The organism is Taklimakanibacter deserti (genome assembly GCA_003574785.1).
On record QORU01000003.1, the window covers coordinates 148,992 to 170,976 of the forward strand.

Annotated in this window: 22 protein-coding genes; 6 read left to right on the plus strand and 16 right to left on the minus strand. The window is 59.0% G+C overall.

Features of this window, described 5'->3' with window-relative positions; all coding sequences use genetic code 11:
• The first annotated feature begins 19 nt into the window (after nt 1-19).
• Nucleotides 20-712: a CBS domain-containing protein gene (locus DS839_RS06810; RefSeq protein ID WP_119269549.1), complete on the plus strand. Its 693-nt coding sequence runs from the start codon at nt 20-22 to the stop codon at nt 710-712.
• A 54-nt stretch (nt 713-766) separates the two neighbouring features.
• Here DS839_RS06810 and DS839_RS36340 read toward each other — a convergent pair whose 3' ends face one another.
• Both DS839_RS36340 and DS839_RS06815 read right to left on the minus strand, forming a co-directional pair.
• The gene (locus DS839_RS36340; protein ID WP_162918346.1) at nt 767-1,081 is read right to left on the minus strand and encodes a hypothetical protein; all 315 of its coding nucleotides are present in this window, start codon (nt 1,079-1,081) and stop codon (nt 767-769) included.
• A 157-nt stretch (nt 1,082-1,238) separates the two neighbouring features.
• Nucleotides 1,239-2,039: a trypsin-like peptidase domain-containing protein gene (locus tag DS839_RS06815; protein WP_119269550.1), complete on the minus strand. Its 801-nt coding sequence runs from the start codon at nt 2,037-2,039 to the stop codon at nt 1,239-1,241.
• A 208-nt stretch (nt 2,040-2,247) separates the two neighbouring features.
• Between DS839_RS06815 and DS839_RS06820 the strand changes: the two genes are divergently transcribed.
• The 3 genes from DS839_RS06820 (at nt 2,248) to DS839_RS06830 (ending at nt 3,649) form a co-directional block, all read left to right on the plus strand.
• The gene (locus DS839_RS06820) at nt 2,248-2,661 is read left to right on the plus strand and encodes a universal stress protein (protein WP_119269551.1); all 414 of its coding nucleotides are present in this window, start codon (nt 2,248-2,250) and stop codon (nt 2,659-2,661) included.
• A 29-nt stretch (nt 2,662-2,690) separates the two neighbouring features.
• Nucleotides 2,691-3,155 (plus strand): thioredoxin family protein, encoded by a 465-nt coding sequence (locus DS839_RS06825; protein WP_119269552.1) that lies wholly within the window; start codon nt 2,691-2,693, stop codon nt 3,153-3,155.
• A gap of 62 nt (nt 3,156-3,217) precedes the next feature.
• The gene (locus DS839_RS06830) at nt 3,218-3,649 is read left to right on the plus strand and encodes an ion channel (protein WP_119269553.1); all 432 of its coding nucleotides are present in this window, start codon (nt 3,218-3,220) and stop codon (nt 3,647-3,649) included.
• Between the two features lie 14 nt (nt 3,650-3,663).
• Here the strand turns inward: DS839_RS06830 and DS839_RS06835 are convergent, their stop codons facing one another.
• From DS839_RS06835 to DS839_RS06855, 5 genes are all read right to left on the minus strand, one after another.
• Nucleotides 3,664-4,083: a c-type cytochrome gene (locus DS839_RS06835; protein ID WP_162918347.1), complete on the minus strand. Its 420-nt coding sequence runs from the start codon at nt 4,081-4,083 to the stop codon at nt 3,664-3,666.
• A gap of 296 nt (nt 4,084-4,379) precedes the next feature.
• Nucleotides 4,380-5,900 (minus strand): aldehyde dehydrogenase, encoded by a 1,521-nt coding sequence (adh, locus tag DS839_RS06840; protein WP_119269555.1) that lies wholly within the window; start codon nt 5,898-5,900, stop codon nt 4,380-4,382.
• A 137-nt stretch (nt 5,901-6,037) separates the two neighbouring features.
• On the minus strand, nt 6,038-7,003 hold the full coding sequence (locus tag DS839_RS06845; RefSeq protein ID WP_119269556.1) for a helix-turn-helix domain-containing protein: 966 nt from the start codon (nt 7,001-7,003) through the stop codon (nt 6,038-6,040).
• A 157-nt stretch (nt 7,004-7,160) separates the two neighbouring features.
• Nucleotides 7,161-7,688 carry an Hsp20/alpha crystallin family protein gene (locus DS839_RS06850; protein ID WP_119269557.1) on the minus strand — a complete coding sequence of 176 codons (528 nt, stop codon included), beginning with the start codon at nt 7,686-7,688 and terminating at the stop codon, nt 7,161-7,163.
• Between the two features lie 106 nt (nt 7,689-7,794).
• Nucleotides 7,795-8,304 carry a Crp/Fnr family transcriptional regulator gene (locus DS839_RS06855; RefSeq protein ID WP_162918348.1) on the minus strand — a complete coding sequence of 170 codons (510 nt, stop codon included), beginning with the start codon at nt 8,302-8,304 and terminating at the stop codon, nt 7,795-7,797.
• Between the two features lie 257 nt (nt 8,305-8,561).
• Between DS839_RS06855 and DS839_RS06860 the strand changes: the two genes are divergently transcribed.
• Complete coding sequence (locus DS839_RS06860; RefSeq protein WP_119269559.1) at nt 8,562-9,401, plus strand: universal stress protein; 840 nt, start codon at nt 8,562-8,564, stop codon at nt 9,399-9,401.
• A 90-nt stretch (nt 9,402-9,491) separates the two neighbouring features.
• On the opposite strand, the gene DS839_RS06865 is transcribed toward DS839_RS06860, so the two are convergent.
• Complete coding sequence (locus DS839_RS06865) at nt 9,492-10,832, minus strand: OmpP1/FadL family transporter (RefSeq protein ID WP_162918349.1); 1,341 nt, start codon at nt 10,830-10,832, stop codon at nt 9,492-9,494.
• 140 nt (nt 10,833-10,972) lie between these two features.
• Here DS839_RS06865 and DS839_RS06870 point away from each other — a divergent pair, with 140 nt between their 5' ends.
• The gene (locus tag DS839_RS06870) at nt 10,973-12,046 is read left to right on the plus strand and encodes an ABC transporter transmembrane domain-containing protein (RefSeq protein WP_162918350.1); all 1,074 of its coding nucleotides are present in this window, start codon (nt 10,973-10,975) and stop codon (nt 12,044-12,046) included.
• Between the two features lie 25 nt (nt 12,047-12,071).
• Here DS839_RS06870 and DS839_RS06875 read toward each other — a convergent pair whose 3' ends face one another.
• The 8 genes from DS839_RS06875 to DS839_RS06910 form a co-directional block, all read right to left on the minus strand.
• Complete coding sequence (locus DS839_RS06875; RefSeq protein WP_119269562.1) at nt 12,072-13,004, minus strand: endonuclease/exonuclease/phosphatase family protein; 933 nt, start codon at nt 13,002-13,004, stop codon at nt 12,072-12,074.
• Nucleotides 13,005-13,213: 209 nt separating this feature from the next.
• Entirely contained in the window at nt 13,214-13,720 is a 507-nt protein-coding gene (locus DS839_RS06880; RefSeq protein ID WP_119269563.1) for a cyclic nucleotide-binding domain-containing protein, read from the minus strand.
• Between the two features lie 235 nt (nt 13,721-13,955).
• The gene (locus DS839_RS06885; RefSeq protein ID WP_119269564.1) at nt 13,956-14,630 is read right to left on the minus strand and encodes a 3'-5' exonuclease; all 675 of its coding nucleotides are present in this window, start codon (nt 14,628-14,630) and stop codon (nt 13,956-13,958) included.
• Nucleotides 14,630-16,447 (minus strand): DUF294 nucleotidyltransferase-like domain-containing protein, encoded by a 1,818-nt coding sequence (locus DS839_RS06890; RefSeq protein WP_119269565.1) that lies wholly within the window; start codon nt 16,445-16,447, stop codon nt 14,630-14,632. Before DS839_RS06890 ends, DS839_RS06885 begins: the two co-directional genes overlap by 1 nt.
• A gap of 77 nt (nt 16,448-16,524) precedes the next feature.
• On the minus strand, nt 16,525-18,216 hold the full coding sequence (locus DS839_RS06895) for a cation acetate symporter (RefSeq protein ID WP_119269566.1): 1,692 nt from the start codon (nt 18,214-18,216) through the stop codon (nt 16,525-16,527).
• On the minus strand, nt 18,213-18,518 hold the full coding sequence (locus tag DS839_RS06900; protein ID WP_119269567.1) for a DUF485 domain-containing protein: 306 nt from the start codon (nt 18,516-18,518) through the stop codon (nt 18,213-18,215). Before DS839_RS06900 ends, DS839_RS06895 begins: the two co-directional genes overlap by 4 nt.
• A gap of 251 nt (nt 18,519-18,769) precedes the next feature.
• Nucleotides 18,770-20,728: an acetate--CoA ligase gene (acs, locus tag DS839_RS06905; RefSeq protein ID WP_119269908.1), complete on the minus strand. Its 1,959-nt coding sequence runs from the start codon at nt 20,726-20,728 to the stop codon at nt 18,770-18,772.
• 369 nt (nt 20,729-21,097) lie between these two features.
• Nucleotides 21,098-21,838 (minus strand): helix-turn-helix domain-containing protein, encoded by a 741-nt coding sequence (locus DS839_RS06910; RefSeq protein ID WP_368911291.1) that lies wholly within the window; start codon nt 21,836-21,838, stop codon nt 21,098-21,100.
• Nucleotides 21,839-21,985 lie beyond the last annotated feature (147 nt).

Below are 21,985 nucleotides of genomic sequence, written 5' to 3' on the forward strand. Positions count from 1 at the left end.
CGCGGCAGGAGAGCTTGCCATGAAAGTGCTCGAGATAATGACGAGGTTGCCGGTGGCGACTTCACCGGCCGCCCGGCTGCTGGATGCGGCCGAAGCCATGCTTTCAGCAAATGTCTCGGCTCTGCCGGTGGTAAGCGGCGACCAACTGGTCGGCATTATTACGGAAGGCGACCTGATGCGCCGCTGGGAGGCGGGAACGGATCGCAAGTACCCGGGATTTGCCACCGTAAAAGTCGGCGTCGAAAAGATGGCCGCCGACTTTGTCCGCTCGCATGGCGGATATGTCCGCGAGCTCATGACCAAGAACTGTGTATCGGTCGACGAGGAGACTCTGATCGAAGACGCGATTCGGCTCTTTGAGCGCCATGGCTTCAAGCAGCTGCCAGTCACCAGCGGGAAAAAATTCAGCGGCATCATCACGCGCAGGAATATCCTCGAATCCTTCGTCAGGAATGCGAGGCGCATATCACAGGAAGAGCATAGCGATGAGGATATCAAACGGGCAATTCTTGCAATATATACGCGGGAGCCCTGGGCACCTCTCGCTCACATCGACTTATGTGTAAGAGACGGCGTCGTGGAAATCTTGGGCGATGTCGAGGCGGAGACCCAACGGCAAGCGGTTGTGGCTGCCGCCGAGGGGGTCCCCGGCGTAAAGAGAGTGGTTGACCATTTGAGTAGTAAGGCGGGCGATAATGAGCGGAAGGATTGAAGAGTGGATGTCGAGGAACGCTTGATGAGATCCTGGCCGTCTTCAAAGGTAAAGCTAGCCCGCGATGACGGCGCGTGGCAATCTCTTAGAAGCCAGTGGAATTGAAGCTTCTGGTCGGGCTGCCTCACTTTGATGCCATTGCTGCGGCGCCTCCATGGCCTTCAGTGCGTCTTCTAGTCTGGCGCAATGGGCGATATGAAGCTTCAGAGTATCTTCAAACAACGCAAGCAGGTTTCTCGCGTTGGATGAGTCCAAGCCGTGCGCCTCCAGCTTGGCAATGATCTCCTCCTGCTTGGCAATATGGCGGCGCCCTTGCTCAACATGACGACGGGCAATGGATAAATGATGAATGAGGAGATCATTGTCCATATACGATATTACGACGCGAATGACAGCGGAGAACTTTGTCTCAGCTCTTTGTCATTCATGATCGCACCTCCAATTCTGCATATAGGCCGTGTCACATACAGAATACTATGACGGAGCTGGCCGTATTGATCCTGATCAAGAGTTGCAGTCTCGCGGGCTAATTTTCGACTTTGCCGGATGTGCTAGTCGCCTTCTTACGCCTGATGAGCTCGCGCATGACGTCACGTGCGACGTTGATCGGAATGGCAAAGCCGATGCCGCTGCTGCTGCCTGAAGGGGCAAACACCATGTTGTTGATCCCGATGACTTGACCGCTGAGATTGACCAATGCGCCACCCGAATTCCCGGGATTTATCAAGGCGTCGGTCTGAATGTAGTCTTCGTACTCTCTCATCCCCGGACCATGCCGGCGCAGGCCGCTGACGATGCCGAGCGTAACGGTCTGTCCCAGCGCGAAGGGATTGCCGACGGCGACTACATAGTCTCCAACCCTGATGCGGTCGGAATCGCCAAGGGTAGGGGCGACAAGACCGTTCGGTCCAACCTGGATGACTGCAAGATCCGTCGGATCGTCAACACCGAGGATAGTGGCGGCAAGGCGGTGGCCATCCATCAGGACTACGGTTATGTCGTCGGCGCTCTCGACGACATGCCGGCTGGTCAGCACATAGCCTTCCTGGACATCGACGATCACGCCTGAGCCGGCGCTCCAGAACTCATGCTGACCTGGATCGGCATTCTCGGGTAACCCGAAGAACTTTCGGACATAAGGATCGGACAGAAGCTGATCCTGTTCATTTGGCGCACGCCCGTGGGATGCAATGCTGACGATGCCCGGCAGGACACGCTCCAGCATGGGCGCCAAGCTCGGCACGTCAGGCACAACTGCCTGAGCATGTCCGACAATGCTGAGTTGGACAAACCAGCACAGCACCAGTATCGCGCGAATGCCGCACATGCCTCTCTCCGTCTTGGCTGGCTAACCATTACCTCCATCAGCGCTGCGAACCTTTGACGCGGATCAAACCAACCTGGACCCGGCACTCCCACTTGCGGGAAAACTTTCGGATACCGTGAGACGTACCCCAATTTGACCCGGATCAAAGCTTCACGCCGGTAAAAGAGCAATTCTCAGGCCGCGCTTAACTGAAGGATGGGAGCTGAACATGGATAGACACATACTTGTGGCAACCGACGATACGGAACATTCGAAGCTTGCGGTGGCCTACGCCATTCACCTCGCGATCATGAGCAAGGCGGAATTGACGATTGCCATGGTGAACGTCGCAATGGGCGGAATGCGCGGGCCGGTGCTTTATTCCTATAGCGAGGCGGACGCCAAAAAGATTACCAGCAGTGCGGTTGAAAAGGCGCGTTTGGCGGGTGTCAAGGATGTCCATGAAGTCGCGATCCTCAGCCGCGAAGCGGATTCCGGCATCGTGCAATATGCCGACGAGCAGAAGATCGATCACATCGTCGTCGGGACGGGCGACAAGGGCAGCATATCGAGGCTTGTGCTTGGGTCTGTAGCGGCCGATGTGGCGCGGCGCGCCCATTGCACGGTGACAATTGCCCGCTGAATCGAGAGGGCAGGGGGCTTAAAGGTTCAATGGAAGGCAGCCGCCACATTGTCTGCGGCCATTGTGGTCAGGTGAACCGCCTTGCCGCGAACAGGCCCGCGCACCAGGCGCAATGCGCCAAATGTCACCAGGCCCTGTTTGCCGGCGTTCCGTTCGAGGTCGACGAAGCAACTTTCGAGCGCCATGCCGCGCGTAACGAGATACCGTTGCTGGTCGATGTCTGGGCGCCCTGGTGCGGCCCGTGTCGAGCCATGGCTCCCATGTTCGGCCAGGCAGCGCGGCTCCTCGAGCCTGAGCTGCGCCTGCTCAAGGTCAACTTCGATGATGCCCGATCTCTATCGGCCAAGCTCGAAATCCGCTCGATACCGACGCTGCTGCTCATTTGGAAAAGCAAGATCCTCGCCCGTCACACAGGCGTCATGGATACGCGCCGGATAGTCGAATGGGCGCAGGAGAACCTCAGGAATCCTCGGTCTGCTGCGCCAGGCGGATGATACGCGACGAAAAGAATGGCCGGCTCTGGCAAGGCCGGGAACTGTAGAGGACATCGCTTAGGATGTTGTCAAACCTTGCCGCCGGAACGGCTGTCATCCTGACCACCGTTTTCATCCACACTGCGGGCCTCATCGGCGTCACCCACGCCATGGCGTGGCTTGTGGGTCATTTCCGGATGCATGGTCGCAGGAGCCGTGTGGTGGCGATCGTGACGGTGGTGCTGGGTCTGTTCGGCATTCTGACACTCGAGGTATGGCTTTGGGCTATCTGTTATCTCTTGGTGGGTGCCTTCAGTGACATCGAGACGGCACTCTATTTCTCCACCGTGACTTTCTCGACTCTTGGACTTGGCGATGTGCTGCCGTCTGAAAGGTGGCGTCTCTTCTCGGCGTTGGAAGCGGTCAATGGTTTCTTGGTCATTGGCTGGTCGACGGCCTATCTGGTCGCAGCATCGACCCGAGTAGGGCCATTCCGTTCAGGTGAGCATTTCTGACGGATGGCTGCTCTTCAATTTTGCAGTGACTCGATGAAATCTATCAGAGCCTCTATTCGCTGTTCGATAGCGGCTTCATCGCCCTCGGCTCCGCCCAAACCCTCTTCGGCATCCAGCTTGAACAACTGCCCCCATACCGGCATCTCACGGTCGCCATGAACCTTGATGTCTTCGCGGCCATCGATAATGCGGCGCAGTCTTTCCCGCGGAAAGACGCCGCCATTGCGACGGCTCAGCGTGGTCAGATCTGGCGGCTCTGCGCTCAGGCCAAAGGCCTTTCCTCCTCCGCCTCGCCCATCTTCGCCATGGCAGCTCGAGCACGACATGCGGAAATCCGCCTCGGGCGATGGCTCAGCATTGCCGGCGCCGGAAGCATTTGAAAGGATCAGAACCAAGAAAATCCCGGCGACCGGGATCCGAGCCAAATACGACATGCGGACCTCTCTGCCGTATCGCATTCACCGATTCCTCATCGACTTTTGCAGCAAAGACCCTGAATCATCGGCGATTCAACCAGGTCACGATGTATAGTGTCGTACCAAACAACAGAAACGCCGCAACTACCATCACCAAGTAGATTTCATCATATGTCGTCATGGTCATCCTCGCTCCCAAATAGGCAATAAGACTGCAAGGATGATCCCGACCCTGCATTGACCTGAATCAATCCAGGGAAGCGGACAGCCGAATCGACGCGGTCCGCCAGGGAAGGCCGACCGCGCCGTGCTTGCTAAAAGAAGCCCAGTTTCTTCGGGCTGTAGCTGACCAGGAGATTCTTGGTCTGCTGATAGTGGTCCAGCATCATCTTGTGTGTCTCGCGTCCGATGCCGGATTGCTTATAGCCGCCGAAAGCGGCGTGAGCCGGGTAGGCGTGATAGCAGTTCGTCCACACGCGACCGGCCTGGATCGCCCGGCCGAAACGGTAGCAGGTATTGGCATCGCGGCTCCAAACCCCGGCGCCAAGGCCGTAGGATGTCTCATTGGCGATGGAAAGCGCCTCTTCCGCCGTGCTGAAGGTGGTGGTGGAAACGACCGGACCAAAAATCTCCTCCTGGAAGATCCGCATCTTGTTGTGTCCCCGGAATACGGTCGGCTGGATGTAGTATCCCCCGGCAAGCTCGCCCTCGAGCTGCGCGGCACCGCCGCCGGCGAGGACCTCAGCACCCTCGTCGCGGCCGATTTGGAGATAGCGCAGGATCTTTTCCTGCTGCCCGGCGCTCGCCTGGGCACCGATCATCGTGGCAGCATCGAGCGGGTTGCCCTGGACGATCTGCGCGACCCGGGCGAGGGCCCGGTCCATGAAGCAGTCATAGATGCTTTCATGGATTAGGGCACGCGACGGGCACGTGCAGACCTCGCCCTGATTAAGCGCGAACATGACAAATCCCTCGATCGCCTTGTCGAAGAAGTCATCGTCATGAGCGGCGACATCGGCAAAGAATATGTTGGGCGACTTGCCGCCCAGCTCCAGCGTCACCGGGATGAGGTTCTCGCTGGCATATTGCATGATGAGCCGACCGGTCGAGGTCTCGCCGGTGAAGGCGATCTTGGCGATGCGCTTGGACGAGGCAAGCGGCTTTCCAGCTTCAATTCCATAACCGTTGACGACATTGACCACGCCCGCGGGCAGCAGATCGGCGATGAGCTCGATGAGCACCATGATCGAGGCGGGTGTCTGCTCGGCCGGCTTCAGCACCACGCAATTGCCCGCCGCAAGCGCGGGAGCGAGTTTCCAAACAGCCATCAGGATCGGAAAGTTCCAGGGAATGATCTGGCCGACCACGCCCAGAGGTTCGTGGAAATGATAGGCCATGGTATCGTGATCGATCTCGGCGATCGATCCTTCCTGCGCGCGGATGCAGCCGGCGAAATAGCGGAAATGATCGATCGCGAGGGGAATGTCGGCGGCTTTTGTCTCCCGGATCGGCTTGCCGTTGTCCCAGGTCTCGGCGGTGGCGAGGAGGTCAAGGTTGGCCTCCATCACATCGGCGATCCTGTTGAGAATGACCGACCGCTCGGCCGGCGAAGTGCGGCCCCAGGCCTCCTTGGCCGCATGGGCGGCGTCGAGCGCGAGCTCCATATCGGCAGCATCGGAGCGGGCGACCTGGCACACAGGCTTGCCGGTGATCGGCGAGATATTGTCGAAGTAACGGCCGGCCTGGGGTGCCACCCATCGTCCACCGATGAAGTTGTCGTAGCTCTTGGCAAATGGCGCCGTCCAAAGGGCGCGCTCGGCGACATGTATGTTCATGTGCATATCCTCCTTTATACACTTGGCGAACCCAATGTTCGCCTCTGCCAATCAGACTCTCATGTCAGGCTTGGCAGGAGAAGGAGGGGACCACACTCAGAAGCGCCATCTGTCTCATTGGCGAGACACAAGGCTCATCAATGCGCACAAGCCGGTTCGGCGCGTTCCATGCGCCGATAGAACGTCGCCCGGCCGATACCGAGCCGGCGCGCCGCGGCAGTGACATTGCCGCCGGAGCGAGCCAGCGCCTGATGCAGGACCGCCCTTTCGCCGTCCCGGAAGCTGGTCCTGTCACCCACGCCGATGAGGTCCCCAAGCGGGCGGGGAGAGGCCAGCGGTTGCAGTCCGAGACGAAACCGCTGGCGTGCCACAAGCGTTGCGCCGATCACGAGATCATCCTGATCGACTGCCAGGAGCGATGGCCCTGCGGGCGAACCTTCGCCGCCGGCGTAGAAAATCCTCGCATGGGCGTAGCGCCGGCAGAAATAATCGCGTTCGATCTGGTGTGCCGCACTGTGCACCAGCGCCGCAATCACGCCGGCCATGGCTTCGCCATGGTCGGGACGACAGGTCGATACGTCGAGCGCCGCGACGAGGCGGCCCTCATGATCATGGATGGGGGAGTCCAGGCAGCTCACCCCGATATTCCGGCTGGCGAAATGCTCATGGCGCAGGATCGCGACCTGCCTGGCCTCGATGAGGCACGTGCCTATCCCGTTTGTCCCTTCTGCCGCCTCGCTCCAGTGCGCACCAGGGACGAGGTTGAGCGAATCGAATAGGGAAGCATCGCCGGCCATGGAACGGCCTTCGAGCACGACGCCATTCAGGTCCGCCAGGAAAATGCCACATCCGGTGCGAGCAAGAGTGCTGAACAACGAACCGAGCACAGGGGCGGCGACTGCCAGCAACTCGCCATTGGCTTCGCACAGCCTCCTCGTTTCGCTTCCACCCAGGCGTTCGGTGCGCGCAGTTTGAGCGGGATCCAGGCCATGATGCAGCGCCGAGCGGCGCCACGACGCCGCCACGGCCGACAAGGCGGCTGCCTGGCTTGATTGCACTTCATTCAGGACGTGATCGCTATGCCTGACGCTTGTCTTGGCCATGTCCGCAATCCTCCTATGATCGCAGCACCGTAGACCGTTCGCAAATGGGTATTCGCCGATCAATTTCTGGCAATTGGGCTTACTCAAACAAACTTGCCTGGAGCGCGAGACAACCGGGGGATTCATCCGCGCTCCAGGCTGTGGGCGGCCTGCCCTATCAGGCCGCCTTCACTTCGATCTTCCTGGAGTCCTTCTGTGTAGCAGTACCCTTGGGCACGACCACCGTCAGGACACCGCTGCTCAGCGACGCTTCGATCTTGTCGGGATCGATGCCCTCGGGAAGAGGGAAGGATCTCTCGAAGGCGCCATAGTGTCTTTCCGACAAATGGCAGCCACCCCCGTTCTTTTCCCAGCTGTCCTTCTTGTCACCCTTGATGAGGAGCCGGCCGTCTACGATTCTCACATCGAGATTGTCGGGGCCAATGCCCGGCACTTCTGCGGCAATCTCATAGGACCTCTCCGTGTCACGGATGTCGACCGCAGGTGCGGCCCAATAAGATTCGAGCCGGGCCATTGGCACATAGTCGAAGATCGGGCTGCGGAAGAACGGACGCCAGCCGCGATCGAACTGGTCGAAGAGCTGGTTGACTTCACGCTGCAGGTTCTGCAAGGGCGCAAGTGCAAGATCCTGCCGGCCAGCCCTTTCCTCTTTGGTCACGGGAACCTTCGTGACGCTTTGTGTCATGATGTCCTCCTTGAAAACGCAAGTTTTCCTATCCTGGCCAATGGCAGCCTTCTTTGATCTCTCGATCAAGTTCACAACCTGAGCATCGGCCCACGAGAAGCGGCGATCATAAGGTGCACAACAAAGTCTTCCTGTGTGCCGCCGCGAGAATGCTGTCTGCGAGATGCAGGCGAACAATATCGTCATCGAGCGCGCGGACGATCGAGATGGTTTTTTTAAGGAGCTTCAGGGAAAACGAAGGATATTCGCTCAGAAGGCGATTGAACGTTTCTTCTGAAAGCTCCCCCACCTCGCAACTTGTAACCGTGCGCACCGATATGGCGCCAGGACAGCTCATGATCGCGGCAAATTCACCAAAACAGGCTGGTGCGCTCAACCAACCGACCGGAACGATATCCCACTTGCTATCGCGTTGCGACAGCTCGACGATCCCTTCGGTCAGCACGAATACGCCATGCGGCGAGGAGTGGTCGCCGTCAATCAACAGGTGTTTTGGCTCAAGCCGATGCCAGAGGCATCGGTCGGCGAGTCTCTGCCGCTCCTCGGCGGGGAGGGTAGAAAAGAGCTCGACATCGTCAAGTGAAGCCGTTGGCTTTGCGCAAGCGATCTGTGTCATGGGGTGTTCATACGGCGCCACGCGCTGAGTTTCATTGCGCTGGATCAAATTTCAGGGAGGGTAAAGGCGGTCCCGAGACTTTTTCCGAATCCCTGGTGTGTCGAACTGGGCTAGGCCCGAAACCCCCGCAGTCGCATTAGGGTGACGATTCAAGCCTATCCGCACGGAGCCATCGACCTTTTGACCGAGGTCAAGGCGGTCTTCCCTGGAAAGGGGCCTTGTAAGCTCATGATAATCATTTCTCACGGGAATTGCCGATGGGCTACCAAACCATTCTAGTCAGCCTCAATGAGGTTTATCAGCTTCATTCTCTGCTCGGCGCTGCTGCTGCGATCGCGGAAAAGTGCGCTTCATATGTCATTGGGCTATATGTGATCCCGGCACCTGAGCATCGTTTTTCAAACGCGGTTGAGGCTGTCATGGTGGAACTGGACGGTGACAGGAGGTACTTTCAAGGGCAGGAGGCCGCGGCCCGCCAGGCGTTTGAGAAAGCCATTCTCTCGGCGGGGATCGAGGGAGAGTTTCGGGTAGTGGATGCATTGGAACACAAGGTCGCGTCGACCGTAATTGAGCACTCCCGTCAGGCCGACTTTGTGATAATTGGCCATTCGAACTCTTGCAGCAATCGCGCCATTGGTTCGGGTTTTTCGGAGGAGATTATCATTTCCTCCGCGCGGCCTACTTTGCTCATGCCACTTGACCGGCAGGCTGCTGTGCGGACCGATCGCGTAATCGTCGGCTGGAACGGTTCACACGAGGCGGCGCGAGCAGCGTTTGACAGCATTCCGCTGCTAAAGCTTGCCGATGAAGTCCTCATCATCCTGGTTGAGCCCGAGAGCGGGAATCCCGGTCACCCCGCATCGTCAGGCATCGATCTTACCAAGGCGTTTGCGCGGCATGGCATCAAAGTTCGGCCATTTGACGTTCACAGTTCTCTGGAGGCGGGGCAGGCGCTCCTGGAGGAGGTCGAAAGCCGGGGCGCCGGGTTGCTCGTCATGGGCGCCTACGGCCACGCCCGGTTTCGTGAGTTTATTCTCGGAGGGGCAACAAGATCAGTGCTCAAAGCAATGACGGTACCGGTCTTATTCTCACACTAGAGGATCGGACCGAGGAAGATAGTGCACCGCGACGGTTCCAGTGGAACATTCAGCGCTCCAGATGGAGAAGTTCGCCAAATATAAGGGCGATCAGTCAGGGCTCTGTCGCCAAGGCCTCGGGGCAAAGCGGTAACGCAGACCAACCGAGATAGTGTCGACGCTGCCCTGGGCCGAACCGGCGTAGCGGATGCCGAAAATCGTCTCGTCGACTGGCGCATCCTCTACGAAAAGATGCGCATAACCAATGTCGATGGAAAGCCATTCGTCCCATTTGTAGCTTGTCCCAACACTTGCCCAAATACGGTCGGCATCCGGCAGTCTCATGGACCTTGCCTCGTCGCTGGTCGGCGAGATCTCATAGCTGAGACCGGCACGGAGCGTCAGGTCAGTGCTTAAGTTGTAATCGGCTCCGAGAGAGAAGACCCAACCATCCTCGTAGTTGAAGGTCAGGCTCGAACCGGCGGGCGAGCCCTCGAGCGGGACGATCTGTAAACGACTCCAATTTGTCCATTCTAGGCCAGCCATGACCGTGAATGCCTCATTGACCTGCTGACGTACGCCGACCGAGACGGTTTCAGGCAGTGTGACATCCGCCGACACAGGAAATGTCCCTGCGGCAACTATGCCGACGCTTGTTGCCAGGGGGATATCGAAACTCTGACTGCCGGCCAGTGAATGCTTCAGTGCCGAACGATAGCCGATGCCGACAGTAGTGCCGTCCAGAGGTTTAAACGTTATGCCGGCAACGAAACCCACGCCGACGTCATCGGCCTCGAACTCTTGCAAGGGTGGTGAAGCGATCGGTGCCAAGGCCGTTTTGATGTCGACTTCGAAATACTGGATCTGAGCACCGACCGCGACGCTCAATACGTCGTTGATCTTGATGCCGAAAATCGGACTGACGTTGAGCGACCACGCGTCTGCCTCGAGATGACTGAACATCCCGACCCATGGCTCATTCGAACGGGAAGCGAGGCCAAAAGGCGCGGTGACGCTCACCCCAAGATAGATCTTGTCGGTGACCGGCGTTGCGAAATAGGTCGCGGGCACAATGCCGGTCTTGCCGACATCACCGCCAGTACCCGTGATGCCGAGCGTCGTCAGCGTCGAAAGAGTAGGATCGACATCAAGCTCCGACCGCGGCAAGACAAGCGCTGCGCTGCCCTCGACCGTTGTGCCGGTCACGGCAGTTACAGCTGCCGGGTTCCAAAACATAGAGCTTATCGAATCTCCGGGGGCGGCCATCCCGGCAAAGCTTGAGCCTTCTCCGTAAGCAGACTGCGCGCGAATGGCGAACCCTCCTGCCGCCGCCGTCGCGACCGCCGCCGCCATCGCCAGCACTGTCGAAGCGATGAGCAGCGCATGCATGCGCAACGCGTCTGACCACTTGGCCAGATTGCCATGGACGTGATTTGTGCCGCGAATGCTCAATTTAACCCATCATACAAGTGTGCCTAATCCAGACTCGACGTCCTGTAACTTCATTGTCGTCCATCGGGTCACAGGAATAAACACCAGGCAATTCGCCCCTAACCTTCTTTTTGATCTTGATCCAATTGATGGTGGCGCACTTGACCCTGATCAATCAATCGGCCAGCGGTTTGGAGCAAACTAGGGAGGAAACATTAAATCAAGAGCCTGCCTTGACAACATCCTTGGTAAGCACGGACCAGCCAGACCACAGCGGGGGGTGGTATTCCGTGCGCCCGCTCTATCGCTACATCTGGCGCACGAGCCGCTCCAAACAGATCGGAATTTGCTTGCTCGTTGCGATCATAACTCCGCTGCCCATGGTCAGCCTAGAGTTTCAGCGTCGTATTATCGATGATGCGCTTGGCGCACGAAATGTTCGGTTGCTGATTGCGCTTGGCACCGGATATGTCGCCCTGATCAGTCTCAGGCTCTTGCTCAAATATGCGGCCGATATTGTCAAAGGCAGAACTGCCGAGACGATCGCCCGCGACATGAGACTTAGAATCATGAGGGGGAGGCAGGCAATATGGCCGCGAAGTTACGATGATTCCGATGATGAGAAAATCGGCACGGCTATCTCGATGCTCGGCGCCGAGACCGAAGACATGAGCGGCTTCGCAGGAGATGCGCTCTCCTTGCCTCTCTTGACCGGCGGGACAATGATGTGGGTCTTGGGCTACCTCATGTGGATCGAGCCTTTGATCACCGCGATAGCTCTCATCCTGTATTTTCCACAAATAGTCATCGTGCCGGCAATCCAATTCACCATCAATCGTCTGGCGCGGTTACGCATTGTGCAGTTGCGCAATCTCAGCCATCTCGCGATCCATGGATCCTCGAAAGGACGCGGGCGCGGACAAACGGTTGGGCAGGTCTTCATCGACAGGCTCTATCGCATTCGCATCCGGATCTATCTGCGCAAGTTTTTTATTACCGAACTTGGCAATTTCCTCGACTCGCTTGGGCCCGTCATGGTGCTCTCTGTCGGAGGCTATCTTGTCATTGCTGGGGAGACGGAAGTCAGCACGCTGTTCGTGTTCATCTCCGGTTTGCAGAAGGTTGCCGATCCCTGGGATCAGATGATTACCTTCTATCGGACGGTTTCGAATACCGGCGTAATGTTCGACATGATCCGCGCAAGGCTTGTAGGGACCCAGGGGGAAATCTCCTAGACTAAGCCTTTCGCACAGCCCTTGATCACAACCCGATAAACTCTACGACCAAGGCAGCGTGATCGCTCGCTCGGGGACGATGCGATCCCACTCCGGGTAATCGCGGACCCTGGTACCGTCTGGCCTCTCGGGATAATCCCTCACGCAGTATGCTCGGTTTGGCATCCGGCCATCTTTCGGCCAAGGCGGGGGCGGCAAGCAGATAATCGGGGCGCGCATAGGACCCCGAATTTGGTTCGTAGGAGGACCACCGTTCGGATTCCGGCAACCGTTTCAGAAGATCGGCCGCAAAACCCTGAGTGAGTGGGGCGATTGCCTGCTCCGTATCCTCTATGTCGCGAGACTCGTTAAGGTCGCCAAGGACCAGCCAGAGTGCGTTTTCCTCGCCCGCGAACCGGCGCTCGATTAGCCGTCTTACCGCTAGGGCCTCAAGCCGCCGCACCGACCAGGCGGCATGGGCGTCTGGCCAGGGTGCCTTGAAGTGGCACAAAAAGAGCGTTAGCCCGCCAATCTTTGCCGTGAGGCAATCGCGGCAAAACACCGGCGTATTGGCCTTTCGGGCCGCAAATTCCTCAAGACCAAGGTCGGCAGCGGTGAGTTTCGCATGGCTGACGACTTCGTCGACTGGGCGTGTGCTCATCAACGCAACATCCCGCCCGGCGCCGTCATTGCCTGGAAAGCAGAAGCGATGCGGATAGACCTGCCCGCCCGCGTGGCGCAGAAGGTGGTCGTGAAAGAAGTCGAGCGCCTCGATGTCGAATACTTCTTGTAGGCACACCACGTCCGCACCGGCATGCGCGAGAACGGCTGCCGTCAGGCGTCGGTCGGCTAGGTCGAGTGCAGTGGCTTCCAACCCTCCGTCCTGGGGTACGTCGCCGTCCCGGGCGCCATCGAACCGCGGACGTCCACTGGGGTGACGAAGGCGAAGGTTCTGGACGTTGAAAGTTGCGATGCGCATGGTCCTGAGCTGGTCCTTCAATTACAGGAAAATCGCTCTTGGACCCAGTTGGGAAATGACCGATTCCAGTTTGCGGGGCCCTCGACCTGTAGGGGTGCTCCCTAGAAGACGAGTCTTTACAAATCGAATGTTTGTGCGCCGGATTCGACCCTTCCCGCCTCTCGGCTGGAAGACGATCCGGCTCTTGTGAAGACTTGGGTTGGTAAGATTTACGGTGACCTCAAGACAGCGTTTCTATGTGCCGTCTCCAGAGCGTGGTGAGCCGAATGGTGGTGGATCGATTCTTCACCCAGATTTTTTATGAGTGAGACAACCTTCTTGAAAAGATAGAGAGATGCGGCCGGGCATGCATTCAGAAGGCTCAAAAATCGCTCGCTCGAAATCTCCGCTATGACACAGGGCGTGAGTGTCCGAACACTTGCCGAGCCCATTTCGCGGCTGACAGCGCCGAACTCTCCAAAGCAATCCGGAGCGCTCAGCTTCACGAGCGACATGCATTCGCGGTTGGAGATGGGCTTAAATATCTCCACTTCTCCTTCGACAAGGAAAAAAACCCCATACGATCGCTTTGATTGATTCTCAATGACGAATTCGTGCGCATCAAATCGGTGCCATGTGCACTGCTCCTCGATATGGGCAACGATCCCGGCCGGAACCCCGGCAAACAGCTCAAGGCCCGACGCAGACAGCCCTTTTCGTTCGGAGCAATTGCTCATTGGTGGCCCATCCTTTCGTCGGGAAAGATAACGCCACAGTTAGTGCCAGCTTTTGAGCGAGATCAAAAAGCTGACGAAACCAGGATGCTGTCGGAATAGACCGATTAGGCAATTAAATTGCAGACCAGATCAATCAGCATTGCCGGTTCTTCCATAGTCTGAATTTCCGAAGCAAACGCCGATCTCATGGCAACCTGCTCCGGCGATGTCGAATGACCGCCGCGATCCGCCGGCATCAAGCCAAAGCGAATTGGTCCTGTGTCCTCATCGGTTCCCGGCTAAGCGTTACCCCACGCTGACGCATGTCGTCGAGCAGCAGGTACATCTCGGCCGCACCGAGCGCGTCCTCGAAGGCGTCGTGCTGCGGGTGGTGCTGGAGGCCGAGATCGGTCAGGATGGAGGTATAGCGCAAGTCGATCTGTGTCCCCGGTGGCGCCCTCCCATACTTGCGGTCATAATAGAGCCGCGAGACGTCGATTCTGCGATTGGGCAGGCGGATGTTCAGCATCGACAGCAAGTATTTGTCGAGCATGCGCACGTCGAAATCGACCCAGTAGCCGACGAGCGGGCGTGAACCGATGAAGTGGAGAAGAGCGGGCAGCACGTCCTGCATCGGCCGAGCGTCCGCGACGTCCTGCTCACGCAACCGATGGACCTTGATCGAGGCCGGCCGGATGGCGGATTCCGGTCTTACAAGCGCACGGAATGCCGAGCTTGCATGGATGCGTTCGTGGGTGACACGGATCGCCGCGATGCTGACAATCTCGTCGACCCAAGGGTCGAATCCGGTCGTCTCGCAATCGAGCGAAACCACTTCGTCCCCCGGCTCGGGTTCGAACAGGAAGGCGTAATTGCGATCGGCAAGGGCGACGCGGTTGATTGCACGTCGCAGCTGGTTCAACGCGCCCATCAAAAGAGTCCCAGATGATAGCGGTTTCGGATGAGCTCGCGAAAGCGCTTCACGACGCGCAGCGCATCGCGCAAGAGGTCGCGGTCGGCAGTGGAAAGCTCGCCGACGCGGACAAGTGATTCAAGCTCGGGCTTGCCCATCTTCGTGGCGTGGAGTTGTGAGTGCAGCCGTATCTCCATCAGTATGTACAGCGCGCCCGCCAGATCCCGGCCGAGCTCCTCGCCAAGCACACCCGATTGCGTCAGAACCCTGATGCGTTCGACCGTCGGCGTCGCCAGGATGCCGTGCTCGATCGACAGCGTGCGGATGCCGTGGACGATCGGGAAGGTGCCGGACTTCTTGATATCGATTACATCGCTGCCGACACCGATCGTCGCCATCAGCGAGGTGAGCACGCCGGCGCTGGCGCCAGCGAACTGGTCGATGTAGCGGGCGAAGCGGGCAAGGTAGGCGGATTCGCCTCGCATGAGCTCCACCATCGACATTTTGGCTCGGTTGACAAGCTCGGTACGACCGGCGATCCCAACGGCATCGAAGAAGATGCCGAGCTTCATCGCACTGAATTCGTCAGGAGTGAGCACCCACGACCTGATCTGCCGGATGAACTCGTCGATCGGCTGCGACCATTGCGGGTTGTTCACCATGACGCCGCCCGGGCAGGGCGCGAAGCCGAAGCGCTCCAGCGCCTTGCTGAAGGCGGCGCGGAATGAGGCGAGTTCATCGGCGGGAACGGGCGTCGCGAGCAGCAGACCGTTGTCCTGGTCGGTGCGCACGGTCTGCTCGCCGCGCCCCTCCGAGCCCATGATCATCATGCAGCCAGTCTCGCGCACCGTCGGCGGAGCAATCATTTCGAACAGCTTGGCGAAGAGACGGCGGTTGAGGTCCGAGGTGATCTCGGCGATGGCGCCAACGCGCACGCCCTGGCCGGCCAGCCGTTCGACCTGTGCCTGGATGTCACATGCGGCATCGGCCAGGTGATCCACGTTTCGCGCCCGGTCGATCCGCCCCGCCACGAGTTGCGAGTTTCCGGCCACCAGTCCGAGTATGTCGATATCCTCGAGTACGCCGACATAGTAGCCGTTCTCCTTTACCGCGAGGCGGCGCTTGTTGTGCCTCGTCATGAGGATGAGTGCCTCGAAGATGAAATCATCATTGCCGACCGAGACCACATCAAAGTGGCAGACATCGCGCACCGGCGTGTCGAGTGGGCGTCGGTCAAGTACGGCTGCCTTGGAGAGATTCATGCCGGTGACGATCCCGACGCGCTCGCCGTCTCGCACGAACAGCGCGTTGTTGTCGCGTTCGCGCATGGTGAGTCCCGCCGCCTCGATACTGACAGTCCCATCGACGAATACGGCAGGCAAGCGCCGCGCGTCATGCACCCGTGCGCGCAGAACCGATTCCACGTTCTCCGGCTCGCGGCGCCGCGAATAGCTTTCCAGCTTGTGCGAAATCTCCGAATAGAAAAAGGCGGCGAAACCGGGATTGCTCCTCACTAGGTCGAGGACGAGGGACCGCGGCACCAGATAGCAAAGTGTCTCCTCGGCGGCGACGAAGAAGCTGCCGGTCGTTCCGTGCACGACCGCTCGCGCGTCGAAAGTATCCTTGGGACCCAGGCGTGCTTCGACTGTTTCGCCGTCGCGCTCCTCCACCGATCCCTTGATAATGACATGGAGCAGCTCCGCAGCAGTGCCGTTCTCCACGATGACCTCGCCCGGGCGGAAATAGCCGATGTCCAGCGCCGCTCTGAGCCGCATGATTTCGTCGTGCGTCAGCCTGTCAAAGGGAGGGTTGCGGCTGTCGAAGGATTGCGGCATCGCTGGCCGGCTCCATCATGCAGAGAGGGTGGGGCGCCTTGGCGCCCGGCCCTCGCGTCGTGTCACTCCTGCGATGGCTAATGCACCACCGCTCCTACGGCACCGATTCCCGTTTCGGCGCGGATGAATTGCGCCTCGAAGGCGTCGCGCTCGCCGCGCGCGCGGGCCGTCGCGTCGACCTTGGAGAACAGCCAAATACCCGCGAATGCGATCGTCATCGAAAAGAGCGCCGGGTTATCATAGGGGAAGATCGCCGAGGCGAAGCCGAAGGTATTTACCCAGACCGCCGGGCTCAGCACCACCATCGCGACGGCACTTGCGAGGCCCAGCAGGCCGCCGATCAACGCGCCGCGGCTGGTCGTCCCTTTCCAGAACACCGACATCAAGAGGACAGGGAAGTTGCAGCTTGCCGCCACTGCGAAGGCAAGCCCGACCATGAAGGCCACGTTCTGCTTCTCGAAGATGTAGCCGAGCAGGATGGCTACGACTCCGATCCCCACGGCGGCGATCTTGGAGATGCGGACCTCCTTGTCTTCCGCCACTTTTCCCTTTGCGATCACCGAGGCATAGAGGTCGTGGCTGACCGCCGATGCGCCGGCGAGAGTCAGCCCGGCGACAACCGCCAGAATAGTGGCAAAGGCGACCGCTGAGATGAAGCCAAGGAACAGCGAGCCGCCAACCGCGTTGGCGAGGTGAATGGCCGCCATGTTGGTCCCACCGAGTAGATCCTTCACCTTGTCGTAAGCGCCGTCCGCCGCGACCGTGAAGTAAACGGGGTCGCTCATCAGAAGCGTGATGGCGCCAAAGCCGATGATGAAGGTGAGCACATAGAAGTATCCGATGAAGCCTGTCGCATAGAACACGGACTTCCGCGCCGCCTTGGCGTCGGCGACGGTGAAGAACCGCATCAGGATGTGCGGCAGGCCGGCGGTGCCGAACATAAGCGCAAGCCCGAGCGAGATCGCCGAGATGGGGTCGCTAACAAGGCCACCCGGCTTCATGATGGCAAGCGCCTTCGGGTGGACGTCGACGGCGGCCTGGAACATCTTCTCCGGCGAGAAGCTGAAGGTGGCGAGCACCATGAAGGCCATGAAGGTTGCGCCGCCCAGAAGCATGCAAGCCTTAATGATCTGCACCCAGGTGGTTGCCACCATGCCGCCGAAAGCCACGTAGACGATCATCAGCGCGCCGACGAGGATGATGGCGTAGAGGTATGGCAGCCCGAAGAGGAGTTCGATCAGCTTGCCCGCGCCCACCATCTGCGCGATCAGGTAGAAGGCCACCACGGTGAGTGTCCCGATCGCTGCCAACGAGCGGATCGGCGTCGCCTCCAGCCGGAACGCCGCCACGTCGGCGAAGGTATATTTGCCGAGGTTGCGCAGGCGTTCAGCGATGAGGAAGAGGACGATCGGCCAGCCAACCAGCCATCCCACCGAATAGATGAGCCCGTCGAAGCCGGAGGCAAAGACGAGCCCCGAAATGCCGAGGAAGGAAGCTGCCGACATGTAGTCGCCGGCAATCGCCAGCCCGTTCTGGAATCCGGTAATGCCACCGCCGGCGGTATAGAAATCAGCCGCCGACCGAGACCGGGCCGACGCCCATTTGGTTATGAAGAGCGTTGCCGCGACGAACACGAAAAACATGGTGATGGCCGACAGGTTGAGCGCTTGCTTTCCGCCACCCTCGATGGCACCGGCGGCAAGAGCCTGCGAAAGCCCACTCGTCGCCGCCACCAGCCCGGTTAGGGCTATGAAAACTGCGCGGATCATCTGAGCCTCTCCTTGATTTCCTGGGTGAGGATGTCGAAGTGTTTATTCGCGCGCTGGACATAGATGCCGGTCAGCGCAAAGGCGGAGACGATGACCGCGAGGCCGACGGGGATGCCGAGCGTGATCACGCTACCGCCCAGCGGCGTGCCCAGCACCGCCGGTGTGAAGGCGATGACAGCGATAAATCCGAAATAGATCGCCAGGATCGCGGCTGACAGGGTCAGAGCGAACCGCATTCGCTGCGCTACGAGCTCTTGAAACAACCGTTCCTGCCGAATGCGCGCAATGTCTTTCTCACCCATGTTGAAACTCCTTGCTGCAGGATGGTGCGTCCGAGGCAACGAACGCAGACCCCTCCGTTCTTCCGACACATAAGAGGGATCAACGAGTATCGAATTGCGATGGATCAATTGATCCCTGCGACTTTCGTTGAATAGGGCGGTGAGCCCAATGACACCAGTCTTCCCTTGCGAACTTATCTATGGTGCTCAGTCAGTAGTCTCGACTGAGTCGAGCGGACAGCCCGCCGAGTGGTTGGAAGCACCGGGCCTCATCAAAGGCTCTTGCGGTTCTGGCGGTGATCGATCAGATGGTGGATGACTGTCGGGTCGGCAAGCGTCGACGTATCGCCTAGCACATCGAAATCGTCCTCGGCGATCTTGCGCAGGATCCGACGCATGATTTTGCCGGAGCGAGTCTTCGGCAGGCCTGTCGCGAACTGGACTTTGTCGGGTGAGGCTATGGCGCCGATCTCCTTGCGTACATGCGCAATCAACTCCTTGCGCAGATCTTCCGACGGTGCCGCACCGGCCATTAGCGTCACGTAACAATAGATTCCCTGACCTTTGATCTCGTGCGGATAACCGACAACAGCAGCCTCCGACACCTTGTCGTGACTGACCAGTGCCGACTCGACTTCCGCGGTCCCCATACGGTGACCCGAGACGTTGATGACGTCGTCGACGCGGCCGGTGATCCAGTAATAGCCATCCTTGTCGCGGCGGCAGCCGTCGCCAGTAAAATACTTGCCCTTGTAGGTCGAGAAGTAGGTTTGGACAAAGCGATCGTGGTCGCCATAGACCGTCCGCATCTGTCCCGGCCACGAGTCGATGATGCAGAGGTTGCCGTTGGAAGCACCCTCCAGCACTTTGCCGTCGCTGTCGACCAGTTGCGGCTGAATGCCGAAGAAAGGCCGAGTCGCTGAGCCTGCCTTGAGGTCGGTGGCGCCCGGCAGCGGCGTGATCAGGATGCCGCCGGTCTCCGTCTGCCACCAAGTGTCGACGATCGGCACTTTCTTTTCGCCGACAACATTGAAATACCATTCCCAGGCTTCTGGATTGATCGGTTCGCCGACCGAGCCCAGCACGCGTAGACTTTTGCGCGAGGCCTTCTTTACGTGGTGATCGCCCATACCGATCAGCGCGCGGATCGCCGTCGGAGCGGTGTAGAAGATGTTGACCTGGTGCTTGTCGACCACCTCCCAAAAACGCGAGGGCGAAGGATAGTTGGGCACGCCTTCGAACATCAGCGTGGTCGCGCCATTGGCGAGAGGCCCGTAAACGATATAGCTGTGGCCGGTGACCCAACCCACGTCGGCCGTGCACCAGAAAATATCACCGTCGTGATAGTCGAACACGTATTGATGGGTCATCGACACATAGACGAGATAACCACCCGTCGTGTGCAGAGCGCCCTTCGGCTTGCCGGTCGAACCTGAGGTATAGAGGATGAAGAGGGGGTCCTCGGCCTTCATCTTCTCGGGCTCGCACTCGGCTTTCACGGCTGTTATCTCCTCGTGGTGCCAGAGGTCACGCCCCTCCACCCAGCCGATCTTGCCGGCGGTGCGACGTACCACCAGCACGTTCTTGACGTCGACGCCGGCGCCCCTGGCAATCGCGATCGCCGCATCGGCGTTGGCTTTGAGCGGAATAGTCCTGCCACCACGCAAACCCTCATCGGCGGTGATCACGAAGGTCGACCCACAATCGACGATGCGGCCCGCGAGCGAGTCCGGCGAGAAGCCGCCGAAAACCACTGAATGGATCGCTCCAATTCGTGTGCAGGCAAGCATCGCATAAGCGGCTTCGACGATCATCGGCAAATAGATAGTGACGCGATCGCCCTTTTTGACGCCGTGCTTCTTCAGCACGTTGGCGAGGCGGCAGACCTGCGCATAGAGCTCGCTGTAGGTGACCCTTTTGTCATCATAGGGATTGTCGCCTTCCCAGATGATCGCGGTCTGGCTGCCGCGTGTCTTCAGGTGCCGGTCGATGCAATTGTAAGAAACGTTGAGCTCGCCGTCCTCGAACCACCTGATTGATACCTCGTGATTGAAGCTGGTGTTCTTGACCTTCCTATAGGGCTTGGACCAGTCAATCCGCTTGCCGTGCTTGCCCCAGAACCTTTCAGGATTCTTGATGCTCTCGGCATACCATGCGAGGTATGTTGCATTGTCGATCAGCGCTCGCTTCTTCCACGCCGGCTGGACCTTGTGAACATGCGCTTCCGGGATTGCGGCAGCTTTTCCCGAGCCATTGGTTGTCAGGCTGCCGGGGTGGTTCGAAGTGGAAGGCGGGGGTTCCTGACCAGTGCGCGGGATGTCCTTCTCGCTCATCTTGAAATTCCTCCTGCGGGAAGATGCTCCGAGGAACCGGATATGGACCTTCCGCTCGCCCGACGCATAAGGGAGATCGAGGAGAATGGAATTGCGATAGATCAAGTGACACCTGCGACTTTCGTTGCATAGGTCGGTGACGAGGAAGGTCGGCCGCTCATTGAGCCTTCCCATCTGTCTGCAAGTTTTCGCTCACGCCGCCTCTGCTCGGTCATCGGACTAAAGCGGGGCTCCGATTGGAGCCAACTCATGAGCAGGATGCGGCTGTCAGCTCAGCCCCGCTGAAGTCTCTGCAAGGCCATCAGCATCCGGCCCATCGATAAGCGGATCGGCCGCGCACTGAAGAGCGAGCCGCTCGCGATCGCGGATTGCGATGGTCTGCCCTTCGACCTTGATGCCACAACTCTCTAGCTTCGAAAGCGCGCGCGAAAATGATTCCCGGGTGATGCCGAGTTCGGATGCGATGAGGGTCTTCTCATACGGAAGAAGCGCACGATCGAGCGTTCCCTGACGCTTCGACAAGGCCAAGACATAACACCCGACACGCAGAGTTGAGGATCTGAGCTTCAGGTTCTTGATCTGCCGTACCATACGTCGAAATTGCTGCGCGAGACTTCCGATTACCGCATGCGCCAAGACAGGGTCCCTGTCGACCGCGGCGCGAAACACCGTCGCATGTATCAGCACAAAGCGCGAGGGCTCCGGCACTCGCGCCCGCATGAGATAGGGCGCGCCGGTTACGACAGCGGCTGGAATAATGAGATCCGGGGCGCGAACGGTTTCGATCAATACCTCTCGGCCTCCGGTGGATCGTCCGAACAATTGGGCCGACCCTGATAGCGTCACGTGCTGGAAGGTAGGCACGTCGCCCTGCTCGAACAAAACAGTACCGGAGTCAACGCCGTGCACCACGGCGTTTCGTAGCAGATCCGTTCGTGTCGAGCTGGAGAGCGCTTGAAAGAAAGATAGATCCTCCGGCGCCAATTCCGCATTCGTCAGTGCGTCCAATAACATGCCTCCTTCGAACCGCACCCCAATCCATACAGGACAAATATCACGCCGGCCTTTGACTTGGATCAAAGCCAGGAGACGCCGGCTTCGCCAGTTTGGCTTCGGGCGGGCATCAGCTCGCTCCCAGAGACCTGCAGTCGAAGA